Here is a 12,463-nt window from a genome sequence, read left to right as displayed (position 1 = left end):
AAAATCAGCTTAAATCAATATCTCCGGGTAAATAGTTAGAAAAAATTTCAACTACCGTATTTTTGTCTTCCCTCTCCAGGAAGCGCAACACTTGATTACAGTATTCTTTATTTTTTAAGTTGAAATAATGCCCTACGCTTTTTACAATTCCTTTTTCATTGAAAATTTTTAATATTTCTACATATTCTTTAGCACTATCATATATTATTAATTTTTCGTTTTTTATATCGTCTATTTTAATTTTTGTATGTATGTCTTCGTATATTGTTTGCAAATCACATATTTCTAGCGTTGATAGTTGATATTTTAATTCCGAAATCACTGCATTATTGATCTGTTGCCGTTTTTGTTTTAAAAATCTATCTTTAATTTGTTTTTCCATTTCTATAAAGTCAAATTTCTCACATGCCATTTTGTTTGACATAAATTCTATAAGCTCTTTCACTATAAACAAGTTCTCAACTTCCGCAACCTCTATTGCAAATACATTATCTTTTTTATATTTAGATATCTCGTATTCTGACCTAAAATCTCTATCTATTAAACCAAACGCTTCATTATCGTGCATATTCTTTATGGCATTAAAAGCTTTTGTGTATTCAATAACCTTTTCACAACTTCCGCAAGGTATTATTTTGTAATTATTGTAGATTAATGCATACAAACGCACGTCTAAACTATTACCATTTCCTTCTACAAAAATTATTCTTTTTCTGCTTCCTAATATATCAAAAAGCATATCCTCGGGAAATATATCATCATTTATGTACTCATATTTCCACATACCCCTATTATATTCTTTTACCCAGATAATGTCTGAACCTGAGTGATTGGCAGCAAATTTTGTGTCGTGAGTTATGTATATAAACAAACAATCGTTTCTAATTCTTTCTAATTCACTCCAAAGCTTATTCATTATTGAACCATGTAAGTGTAACTCTGGTTCATCTATTATTATAGTTTTATTTTCCGGTATACATAAAACTTGTGCCGCCAAATAAAGCACCGAACGTTCACCATCGCTCATCTGTGTTGCAGAATATTTTTCACCATTACAATTGCAAATAGCATAAAATTTGCTATCCTCTTCCATAATGGCTCTATGCGGGAAAATGGCACTCCAAATAGACTTTAATTTATCTAGCGAATTAAGTGGAACATTTGGTTTTTCTTTACCTTCGCATTCAGCCTTTTTACAGTTTTCGACAAACTTTGAATTAGTAGTATTTTTATTGGTCAATAAAGCAGATAATACATAATCAAAATCATCAATAAGTTTTGTCACATATTCTTTACCATCCGACCAACGATAATTTTTATTCAAGGAGTAGCTATTGGATGCATCTTCATTTGCATACATGAAACCATTAACCGAAGCCTTTTCACTTTTTAAAGGGACCTCCTCATGAAAATTTAATTTTCTTTGACCACCTATTCTGTGAATTTTATCTAGATCCTGCTGCTCCATCCATGCTCCAAGTCTGCTTTTGCCAGAACCATTGGCACCTATAATTATTACACTATTACTTTCTGTTGATTTTGGATCAAACCCACCATCTTCTTTTTTTGGTACTTTATATTCAAACACGACATACTCCTAGTTTTAAATTATTAATACAAAAACCCAAACAACCATAGTGGTATCTTATTGCCGACCCCAACTTCAATATCGTCAGCTGCTACATACGAGTTTGGCATATCTTTTATCTGTTCAAAGCTCTTTTTAGCTCCACCTATTTCAAATGTAAAATTATTACCAACCATAAAGTCACCATGTTTGCCCGAGTAAATTTCAGTAATATTTCCAAGCTGATTGGCAAAGAAAGTTTTTCTCACATTGCCCATATCAGGATTATTTAGATACATTAAATTTGTATTTTCAAGGTAAATTTTATCCGCCTTATCCATGTTTTTTATAGCTAGCTCGTTTTTCATGAGAAGCCTTATAAGTCCAGCACCATCAAGCATAGCAAGATACTCTTTTAGTGTTCTATCGTCTCTTATATCAACAAGCGATTTTAGGCTTGAGTAATTTGGTTGATACGGGACGTTTGCACTTATGGCATGGGTTAAGATCTTTAGTTTTCTTGCCGTGTTGCCGTTTAAATTTGGATATATGCTTAAAAGATCACTATCTATCGTGGCTTCTATGCTTTGTCTTAGAGTCTGATAAAAGGCAGTATTATTTGGCATATCGTTATAATATGGATAGTAGCCTACCTTTAGATACTCTCTAAAAAGCCTAATGGCAGCTAGCTCTTTTTGTTTTAAAGTATTAATAATATCAACAGCCATCTCCTGATGGCTTGCGAGCAAATTGTTAAGTTCAACCGCTTCTAAATTTATACCATACCTTAGCCCTAGATACTCCCTAAAGCTCATTCCGTTCATCTTATAAACGATGGCTCTTCTGCTTAGATCGTGAGAGCTCTTTAGTACTTCGAGGGCGGATGAACCCGTAGCTACTATGTTTAGCTCCTTAAAGTTATCGTAAGCGAATTTTAAGATCGCCGATATATCCTTGTTTTTATGAATTTCGTCAAGATATAGGTATTTACCGCCGTTTAGTGCGAATTCTCTTATGATAGAAGTTATATCGTTTGATATCTCTATATCATCTAAGCTCAAATAAAGGCTATCTTTGTTTTTGCTAGCTAGCTGGGCTATAGTAGTAGTCTTTCCTATACCTCTTTGTCCCAGAATAACGATAAGCCTGTGAGATAAATCCTTGGAATCTATAAAATATCTTTTAAATTTATGGTTGTTTAACCTTATAAGGTCATTGCTTTTTAAAAAAAGTTGATCTAACATGGCTTATTCCTAAATTATGTAATACAATACAATTATAGCATAAAAATACATGGAATAAAATACATACAAGATTATTTTTTAAATAAAAACGTGTATTATTGTAAATGACTATATACATTTACATCCAATACTATATCCACAATGGCAATCTAAACCCTTTTTTGACTTATACTATCTTTTTGATCATTGGGATATCGGCATCAAATTCTTTGCGCAAATTCCTACTTTTGCTATCCAGCCGATCTTATTTTGCTTTATGATTAATATCAAGTTGTTGTAGGACATAAGTCGGCACCTTAAAGTTTACACTATTACCACACTACTAGATACAACCTTTATTTTAATTGTCATAAATTTATAAAAACAAACAATATATAACTTAAAATATATTAATCCAAAAAGATAAACATAAAGATTTAAAATCTGCATGTCGAAATAAAACACGCAGATCTTTAATTTTTAAATGGGTGCCATATTGGGTGCCATCTATTTAGACATTTTTAGCAATTATAATAAACTTATATAAAACTTAGAAAAGCGTATTTTAGGGCTTTATAAATCAAAATAAATCTTAAGAAATGCTTAGTAATTCGATTCTGCCTCTAACCACCATTCAACTTATAAAATCAATCTAGATTCAAAACCATACTTAATAAACAAGATAAAAAGCTTTAAAATTTTATATTTTTGGCGAAAAATAATATAAATTATTACGCAGTAGCAATAAAGAATGTGATATGTTTATAAAGATTTAAAGGACTACTTATGAGAGAAAAATTTACAGAATTTAAGGTAGAGGACTACCTTACAAGCGATGAATTGCGTAGGGAGTATTTGAACCAAGTTTTGGCTGACGGAGATATTGATGAACTTAAACGTGCCATATCCAACGTAGCTATAAGTAAGGGTGTAGATTGTAATCAGAGCTGTGATAGTAAAAATGATGAACAAAATTTACAAACAACATAATAAAGGCAAACACGTATTATAGATAATATCAAGTTGTCGTTTCTAAACCATTTTTGCGATTAAATCCCTTATCTTTTGACCTTGTAGTTGCGTTTTAAACTCTATTTTTACACTCTCGCTAATGGTTTTAAAAAACTTTTTTGCGTGAGCTATCTTTTGTTTTTCATCACTACTTAAATCGCGCTCCTCTTTGTTTTTTACCTCAACTATCAAATGCAAAGTCCTATTTGCCGCCCTGTCTTTTATCACGTAAGCAAAGTCCGGGCTATACGAGCCACCACCGCTGACTGGAATTTTGATTGAGTTTTTTGGGATTTTTGTAAAAACGCTTATTGATTCGATGTTTGAGAGTATATTGTCTTTTTCAAGCTCCGAGTCATAATAAATTTCATCAAATAAATAGCTACTTACAGCATCTTTATCATCTTTACAAACGCCTAAATTCCCAGCTTCTATCTCGCTTTTTGGATTGCCGATTCTATCTGTAAATGCAGTTGGATTGATGTTTATTTTGTTTGTGATCTTTTTATACTCAACCGAAAATTTATTAATCGAGTTATCAAGTATAAATTTGCTAAAACCATTTTTGATAAACCTAATCGTTTGATTATTTAAAAATTTATTAATATCCAAATCAGGATTTTTGCCAAAAGCGTTGTGTATAGTGCTGATTTTTGCCTTTAACTCGCTAGATAGTTTAATCAAAAACTCGCCATAAGCCATATATGAGATAGGCAAAATTTCATCTTGTAGCTTTTGGGTGGTTTCAAAGTGGGCAATGCTATCTTTAATCTTAATCGTCTGCTCTTTTGCTACTATCAGGTTAGGTTTAAAATTTGTAATATTTTGCGATAAAAACGAGCTAAATAGCTCTAAAAACTCATCTTCGCTTTGTATATTGTATTGCAAAATCGCCTTTTGATTAATCCTCTCCCAAAGCTCTTTTAGCTCATCAAATTTTGCCACTCTAATGTGTGCCGTTTGCCTTTTGTCATTTGAGTTAATGATTTTATCTTTCTTAACGCCGTTTGATATAAACGCTAACGGATATAGCTCTTTAAGTTTTATAAAGCCATTTTCTTTAAATTTGCGACTTGCTAAGATGATATTTTTCTCCGCCAAATCATCTATTAAATCATCGTAGTCTTTTTCATAAATTTCACAAATTTTCTTTACAAGCTCATCGCTTATTTTCTCATCATTTTCGCTAAAAATAGCAACTTCCGATTTTAAATTTATCTCACTAATCAAACTTGAAGCAAAATCCCGCTCCGTAAAATCAACAAAATAATTCAGATAAAACTCGCCGTCCTTAATCCGTGAGCCATACTCATTTACCGGTAGCCTTAGCCCACGTCCGACCTCTTGAAGCTTTGATGTGACGCTACCACTTGATCTGAGTTTGCAAATTCCAAAAACATTTGGATTATCCCAGCCCTCTCTTAGCGTCCATTTTGAAAAGATAAAACGGCGTGGATTTTTAGCACTTAGCAACCACTCTTTATCGTGTAAAATTTCATTTATCTCTTTTTCAATCTTCTCATCGCTTTCACTGTTATCCTTTGAAAAGTATCCGCCGTGAGTTAGGCTTATATCTTTTAGCGATTTTTCAAGATACTCTATATATGGCTCGTTTTTGTCGCTTTTTTCTCTTTCATTTTTTAAAATTTCGCTCATCTTTGCCTTTAAAATTTGCTCAAAATAAAGCCTTAAAGCACCGTTTTCACCTCTGTATTCATCGATATTATCTATAAAAAATAGCGTGAGCGGTTTTATCTTATCTTCTCTTTTAAAAAGCTGTTCTTCTAGCTTAAAATGCTCATTTATAGCTTCGTTTATCATCTTTTGATTAAGCGTTTGATTGTATGAGTATGGATTTATGACGCTATTTTTGCTTAGCTCTAAGCCGTTTGATAAAACAGCGACTTTGGCGTTTAAATTTTGCAGATACAAATCGCTTAAATCTTTGTGAATTTTTCCCATAGCTTCATTTTTGGCGATTTTAAATTCACGCTTTTTGCCATTTTCGTTTAACTCAAATGTCGCTTCATTAGCATTTAAATCTTTTAGTTTTAATGCCACGTTTTCTTGTTCGTTGCTTGAAAAATCATTTATAAAAATTTTTACGCCTTTTACTAAATTATCATTAAAAGCCTGTGCGGACGTGAGTTTGTATATTAAATTTCTCTCTTCATTGTCAAAAGTAGCTCCAAACCTAAAAATATACTGAGCGTTGATTTTATTTATATTTTCAAATGTTTTATTGCTTTGCTTAAATCTATGCGGTTCGTCGATGATTAGTATCGGCTTTATATTGGCTAGTGCTTCAAACGGGCTATCAAACATATCAAAAAGCCTTTTGTGATACGTTGTGCTTAGAGTTTGCGAGTTTATCATGCCGGCATTTATGATTAAAATTTCTATCTCGCGGTTTGGCTCGTTTTGTTTATTTACAAAGTCGCTTATGGCTTGTGGTAGGCTCTCTTTTTTTGATTTTGTACCACTTTTGCTCTCTACTACGTATAAATTTATCTCTCTTTCATATTCGTTTCTAAAATGCTCTTTTGTCGATTTTGCGTCTAAAAAGCTAAGAGATAGACCTCACACGATAGCCGAGCTATCAAATATGCTAGGTGTTAGCACAAAGACAGTGCAGCGTGATTTGTATGAAACCCTAGTAGAGTATGGAGCGGTTAAAAACGGACATCTGTGGAGCATAGACGATAAAAGTGCAAATGACGGACTAGACGGCGATGATAGGGTGGTGCTAAATATCCTTGATAACGTGGCTAAAAATATGGGGGCTAGTTTTTATGGCAAAGCTCACGTGCTACTAACGCAAATTTCAGAGCAACTAAATCATTCGATACTAACAAATATAAATAATGAAAAACTGGGCGAACAAGACTTGGCAAATTTTCAAATTTTAGAAGACGCCGTGCGTGATAGAGTGGAGATAAAATGCGTTTATAATGATTATGAGTTTTGTGTAAAACCGCTAAAACTCGCACTTTTTGAGGGTTTTTGGTATCTGCTTTTACTTGATAGTAAAAAGGGCGATACGTTTAAGAAATTTCACTTAAAAAGCATACGCGATATAAGGCCGACTAAGAATAAATTTGAGATAAGCGACGAGCTAGAAAACAGAGTAAGGGCTATAAATTCCGCTTGGGCAAGTTTGGAAAAGCCAGAAACCGCAAGGCTGTTGCTTGATAAAAAGGTGGTTAAATACTTTGAAAGAAAGCGTTATATAAACGAGAACATTACAGGCAAGGACAAAGACGGCTCGGTGGAGATGGAGATAGATTTCACTCACGTTATGCAGATAAAACTGCTCATTTGCTACTATATTCCATTTATCAAGGTGCTTTCGCCAAAGTGGTTGGCTGACGAGATAAAAAAAGAGATAAAAGAGTATGTAAAGCAGATAGATGTTTAGGCTATCTCGCTAGTAATTTTTGGATTAAAATCTAAATGTGGTTGGTGTTTGGCAAATAATGAAAAAAGTGCTGTTTTTAGGGATTTTAGTTGGTGTCAAAGGGGAGACTTGAACTCCCGACCTCCGGCTTATGAGACCAGCGCTCTAACCAGCTGAGCTACTTTGACAGATAAAAACTGCGATTATACCTACTAAAACCTTATTTTTATATTAATTATTTATTTGCATAAAATTTCAACTATAGTTTCTGGTAAAATTTCGTGCTCTATGGCGTGAATTTTAGCCTCCCAAGCCTCTAAACTCATATCTTTTTCACGACTAAATGCTCTTTGAGCGATGATTTTACCGCCGTCAAGCTCTTCGCTTACCCAATGAACCGAAACTCCGCCAACTTGCATATCGCTATTAAAACTATCATTTATAGCGCAAGCACCCTTAAAGAGTGGCAAAAGCGAAGGATGTAGGTTTATGGCACGAATCTGTGAAGTAAAAACTGGCGTTAAAATCCGCATAAATCCAGCCAAAACCACCAAATCAACGCTGTGTTTTTTAATCTCGCTAACCAAAGCAGCGTCAAATTCCTCTCTGGTGGCGAAATTTTTATTCTCAATAATAATCGTTTCAAGCCCGTAATTTTTGGCTCTTTTGATGCCGTAGGCGTCAGGTTTATTACAAATCGTAACAACCACTTCAAGCTTTACGCTGTTAAAAATTTTGCCGTGAATTTTTGATAAAATAGCCTCTAAATTTGAGCCACTCCCACTAAATAAAACTGCTATCTTTTTGCTAAACATTCTACTCCTTTTATAATGTCTTTTGGCGTTATCGCGTAACTATTTTTGTGCTTTTTGACGGCTAGTGCGTGAGCTAGGGTAGCCGTTATTGCCGCTTTTATGGGCTTATAACCCTGTGCTAAAAGCGACACGCAAAGCCCTGAAAGAACATCTCCGCTGCCACCTTTTGCAAGGCAGGGCGAACCAAGGGGCATAATGTAAATTTTGCCGTTTTTGGCAATTATCGTATTTGCGCCTTTTAGCACCAAAACGCCTTTAAATTTTAAACTCCACTGCCTAGCATAAAAGAAGCGGTTTTTTTGAAGCGTCTTAACATCAATATCAGCGATTTTTGCTATCTTTAAAAGCGTGCAAAACTCGCTAGGATGAGGCGTGATGATACTATTTTTAAGCCCTAAAAGTTTGCTAACAAGCTCATTTTTGCAAAGCGATGCGTCAATAACAAGGCGTTTTTGACTTAAAATTTCAAAACTAAGCCCAGCTATATCATCATCGCTAAGCCCCATGCCAACGGCACCAGCGTTCATTTTAGGGCTAATTTTATCGCTACTCATAATCTCGTTTTTATGGCTTTTGCCAATTATACTAACTAGCCCAGCACCCATTTTTAAAGCCGAAGTAGCAGCGATATGACTAGCCCCGCTCATCGCACCGCCAATGATAAAAGCGTGTCCAAAGTCTCCCTTATTTACGCAGTTTTTGTTGCGAAATGGCAGTTTTAAATCGCTTTTTGTAAGCAAAAAACTATCCGTTTTGCCCTGAAATTTTTTTGTGCTCACACCAAGATTTGCTCTCCTAACTCGCCCGACAAAGTCCTTTGCCACGTCAGAAAAGCACCCAAGCTTTAATCCGCCCATACAAATCGTATCATCAGCCTTAAAGCAAGCACCTAAAATTTCGCCGTTCTGGCTTAATCCACTAGGCACGTCACAAGCGATTTTGTGAGCGTTTAGGCGGTTTAGTTTTTTGATGATTTTTTGGTGGTTTTGTTCTATTTTTCTATTTAGCCCTGAGCCAAAAATGCCGTCAATCACGCAATCGGCTTTTGAGATTTTCTTAGTGATTTTTACGCCTAAATTTTTTGCGATTTTAAGCTGAAATTCTGTGAGCGGTTTTAGCTTAGTTGTCGTTAAAAACAGCCTTACTTTATAATCACCCTTTAACATTCTAATGGCTGCTATCACGTCAGCGCCGTTATTGCCACCTCCACAAACGCCTAAAATTTTTACACCTTTTTTATGCTTTTTTCGCACAAAATTTGCTAGATTAAGGGCGGCATTTTCCATTAAAAGCTCGTGTGTTAAGCCAAAATTTTGCACAGCTTTATTATCTAAAATTTCAGTTTTTAAAAAGAGTTTTTTCATCATTGCCCCCTTGTACGAAAGCTTAATGCCTCTAAAATGTGCTGTTTTGAAATTTTATCTCTCTGTTCTAAATCAGCGATACTTCTAGCCACTTTTAGCGTCTTTTTTATGGCTCGTTGCGATAGCAAAAAGCGACTGATCGCCGTATCCAAAGCCGATTTTGCGTCACCATCAAGTATGCAAAATTTGGCAACTTCATCATCATTTAGCTTTGCGTTTAGCTCTTTTTGCCCACGCTTTTTTTGAAATTTAAATGCCTCTAAAACCATTTGACTCATCTGAGCCGAGCTTAGGCTTGGCTTGTCATTTGGGCTAATCTCGTCCATTTGCACGTATAAATCAATGCGGTCAAGGATAGGCTCAGAAAGGCGTGATTTGTATTGTTTTATCTCATTTGTGGTACAACGACAGCTTAGGTTTTTTGAGAGTAAATTTCCACACGGGCAGGGATTAAGTGCGGCTGCTAGGATAAACTTCGTATCGTAAGTGACTTTGGAATTTACACGTGCGATGTGGATTTTGTGATCTTGTAGTGGCTCACGTAAGCTCTCAATCGTCTGCTTTGAAAAATGCACAAATTCGTCCAAAAACAGCACTCCACCATTTGCAAGAGCTATCTCGCCGATTCTAGCCATATTTGAGCCACCGCCAAAAATAGAGCTTTTTGTGCTTGTGTGATGAGGCGAACGAAACGCACGAACGGCACTAAACTCGCTATCTTGCATATTTAGCGAACGATACGCTGCTGCGTTTAAAACCTCATTTAAACTTTGAGGTGGCAGGATATACACAAGCCGTTTTGCACACATACTTTTACCACATCCTGGACTGCCCTCGTAAATGATATTATGCATTCCGGTTGCCGAGATTAAACAGGCACGTTTAGCTCTTTCTTGACCCAAAACGTCCTTAAAATCAAGGGCGAAATTTCTATTTGGCAAGAACTTTTCACCGTTAATTTCGATTATGTCGTTAAAAATTTGATGGCTATTTTTTACCTTTATTTGTTCTTTAAAATCACTATCTTCAAAAAATTTAATCGCATCAGCAAGTGTGCTAACGGCGTAAATTTCTAAATTTGGTATGGCTGACGCTTTATCGGCTACGCTTTTTGGGATTAGGACTTTGGCGTTTGTGACTTTTGTGCTTAAAAAAAGTAAAAGTGAGAATAAATTTGCTGTATTTTTTACGCTTCCGTCAAGCCCAAGTTCGCCAAAAACGAAGATTTTTTCTAAATTTTGCGACTTTTGAAGTGCGATTAAAAGTGCAATGGCAAGGTCAAAATGTGAGCCATTTTTTGGCAAATCAGAAGGTGATAAATTTATTGTGATTTTTTGTGCTGGAAATGAAAAATCTAGCGATATTAATGCCGCTTTGACGCGTTCAGCGGACTCTTTTATGCTCGTATTTGCAAGTCCGACGATACTAAATCCAGGCAGTCCTCTAGTAAAAACCGACTCAACTTCGACAACTTTAACGCCGTCAAGGTATGAGGCACAAAGTAGCGACTTCATCGCTCTTTTTTTGCGACTTTCCTATTTGCAGGTTTGTCTTGTTTTTTGCCCTGTTTAAATTCTTTATCAAATTTTTTGCGTTTATTAAAACCGATACGTTCAATAAAAAGGTGTCCGTCTAAGTGGTCGTTTTCGTGTTGAAGCGCAATTGCTAAAAGCCCGTCGGTCTCGATAGTTTGCGAGTTTCCAAAACGATCTTGATAATCTAGTCTAACACGTTCGGCTCGTTTAACGTCATCGTAGTATCCAGGCACAGATAAACACCCCTCTTGATAGACGCACTCGCCAGTTTTTTCGCTAAAGATTGGATTTATCACTTCAATAAGGTCTGCCTTGTCTTGCACACCGTCTTCTTTCACTAGATTTACGATAAACACGCGTTTTGCCACTCCAATCTGAATGGCAGCCAACCCAATCCCTTCTTTTGCGATCATCGTATCATACATATCATCAAGTAGTTTGTGCAAATTTTCGTCAAAAACGCTTACTTCGATTGAGCGTTCAAATAGCTTTTTGTTTGGATATGTAAGGACTTCTAGTATCAAATTTGCTCCGAATTTGTGTTCTTTTCTAGTGCGTCAAGAGTGTTTGCTAGAGTTTCTTCCATACTTATGTCTTTTTCTAGTGTGCCAAAGACCGATTTTGTCTGTATGGCGATTTTTTTATCCTCTATGGCTACTACTGTTTTTAAAAATAGATCTTTTATCCTACGACACGCTTGTTCTGCACCTGCTGAGTCAGTGTGCCTCATTATGATTACAAAAATTCCGTCACCATAGTGTCCGATAATGTCGCTCTTTCTTGATGTTTTTGTCAGTATGCTTGAAATTTTCTTTAAAAGTAGGCTTTTATCTCTTAAATTTTTAATACCGGCCATCATACTATTATCTGCTTTAATTAGCAAAAAAGATGATTTATAGCCATATCTTTTTACGGCGTCTAGTTCGAGTTGTAGAGTTCCTACTAGAAATTTTTTATTATAGATGTCATACGTTGAGTCATAAACTGCTTGTTCTTCAATGAGCTTAAACATCTTGCCTATCTCTTCGTAGTTTACCTTTATAACATCAACATGTTTATCCATTAGGGTGTTTAGCTTGATAAGATCTTCGTTAAAAGCACTTATGACATTTTGAGTGGCTAGTATGTCTGTATTGCTACGTAGGTTTGACAAATGACGCGCAACCAAGCCCTTCATAAGTCCTAAATTTTTATAAATAAGAGCCACGGCTTGAAGCATACTTTTTATCTGTGCAAAGCTCTGCTTGATCTCTTTTTCGATATGAACTTGCCCATCTTGCTGTGCTGATGAGTCGCTTTGCTCGTAAGATAAAATCACCTCGCCAAGCTTCTCTTTAAAAGCACCGCTACGTTCGCCAAGCATTTTGTCAAAATATATTGAGTAGTTGCTAGGGATGGACGGAATATTGTTCTCGCTAAGCTCTTTTAACACACTTTCAGAAAACTGATATATATCGCTCTCTTCGGGAGGCTTGATGTAGACAGCGTCGTTTGTATTTAGCCTTTGGTTGCGTCTATTAGGCGCCTCGTTTATTTTTATCAAAACTAGAC

Annotated in this window: 10 protein-coding genes and 1 tRNA gene; 2 read left to right on the top strand and 9 right to left on the bottom strand. The window is 35.5% G+C overall.

The genetic code is table 11. The features are described 5' to 3' along the window. Nucleotides 1-4 precede the first annotated feature (4 nt). Nucleotides 5-1,588 (bottom strand): DUF4435 domain-containing protein, encoded by a 1,584-nt coding sequence (locus tag CMCT_RS07915; protein WP_034968319.1) that lies wholly within the window; start codon nt 1,586-1,588, stop codon nt 5-7. Between the two features lie 23 nt (nt 1,589-1,611). Next, nucleotides 1,612-2,811, bottom strand: coding sequence for an ATP-binding protein (locus CMCT_RS07910; RefSeq protein ID WP_034968321.1), 1,200 nt, complete (start codon nt 2,809-2,811; stop codon nt 1,612-1,614). Between the two features lie 765 nt (nt 2,812-3,576). On the opposite strand from CMCT_RS07910, the gene CMCT_RS07905 reads away from it, so the two are divergent. Next, on the top strand, nt 3,577-3,780 hold the full coding sequence (locus tag CMCT_RS07905) for a helix-turn-helix domain-containing transcriptional regulator (protein WP_051654862.1): 204 nt from the start codon (nt 3,577-3,579) through the stop codon (nt 3,778-3,780). Between the two features lie 42 nt (nt 3,781-3,822). Here the strand turns inward: CMCT_RS07905 and CMCT_RS07900 are convergent, their stop codons facing one another. Then, nucleotides 3,823-6,312 carry a type III restriction-modification system endonuclease gene (locus CMCT_RS07900; protein WP_244948679.1) on the bottom strand — a complete coding sequence of 830 codons (2,490 nt, stop codon included), beginning with the start codon at nt 6,310-6,312 and terminating at the stop codon, nt 3,823-3,825. On the opposite strand from CMCT_RS07900, the gene CMCT_RS07895 reads away from it, so the two are divergent. Then, nucleotides 6,197-7,219, top strand: a complete 1,023-nt coding sequence (locus tag CMCT_RS07895; protein ID WP_244948678.1) for a helix-turn-helix transcriptional regulator — start codon at nt 6,197-6,199, stop codon at nt 7,217-7,219. The two genes, CMCT_RS07900 and CMCT_RS07895, sit on opposite strands and share 116 nt — an antisense overlap. 90 nt (nt 7,220-7,309) lie before the next feature. Here the strand turns inward: CMCT_RS07895 and CMCT_RS07890 are convergent. The 6 genes from CMCT_RS07890 to CMCT_RS07865 all read right to left on the bottom strand — a co-directional run bounded on the left by CMCT_RS07890 (nt 7,310) and on the right by CMCT_RS07865 (nt 12,455). Continuing rightward, nucleotides 7,310-7,386 (bottom strand) — tRNA-Met (locus tag CMCT_RS07890). Between the two features lie 51 nt (nt 7,387-7,437). Continuing rightward, nucleotides 7,438-8,013 (bottom strand): phosphoribosylglycinamide formyltransferase, encoded by a 576-nt coding sequence (gene purN / locus CMCT_RS07885; protein ID WP_034968323.1) that lies wholly within the window; start codon nt 8,011-8,013, stop codon nt 7,438-7,440. Continuing rightward, entirely contained in the window at nt 7,995-9,377 is a 1,383-nt protein-coding gene (locus CMCT_RS07880) for an NAD(P)H-hydrate epimerase (protein ID WP_034968325.1), read from the bottom strand. The genes purN and CMCT_RS07880 overlap by 19 nt, the downstream gene beginning before the upstream one ends. Then, on the bottom strand, nt 9,377-10,891 hold the full coding sequence (locus tag CMCT_RS07875) for a YifB family Mg chelatase-like AAA ATPase (protein ID WP_034968328.1): 1,515 nt from the start codon (nt 10,889-10,891) through the stop codon (nt 9,377-9,379). The genes CMCT_RS07880 and CMCT_RS07875 overlap by 1 nt, the downstream gene beginning before the upstream one ends. Continuing rightward, complete coding sequence (gene def, locus CMCT_RS07870; protein ID WP_034968331.1) at nt 10,888-11,436, bottom strand: peptide deformylase; 549 nt, start codon at nt 11,434-11,436, stop codon at nt 10,888-10,890. The genes CMCT_RS07875 and def overlap by 4 nt, the downstream gene beginning before the upstream one ends. Beyond that, nucleotides 11,433-12,455 carry a GGDEF domain-containing protein gene (locus CMCT_RS07865; RefSeq protein ID WP_034968334.1) on the bottom strand — a complete coding sequence of 341 codons (1,023 nt, stop codon included), beginning with the start codon at nt 12,453-12,455 and terminating at the stop codon, nt 11,433-11,435. The genes def and CMCT_RS07865 overlap by 4 nt, the downstream gene beginning before the upstream one ends. Between the last annotated feature and the right edge of the window lie 8 nt (nt 12,456-12,463).

This window comes from Campylobacter mucosalis (genome assembly GCF_013372205.1).
Taxonomy (GTDB): domain Bacteria; phylum Campylobacterota; class Campylobacteria; order Campylobacterales; family Campylobacteraceae; genus Campylobacter_A; species Campylobacter_A mucosalis.
This window is presented reverse-complemented; position numbering and strand designations above follow the sequence as displayed.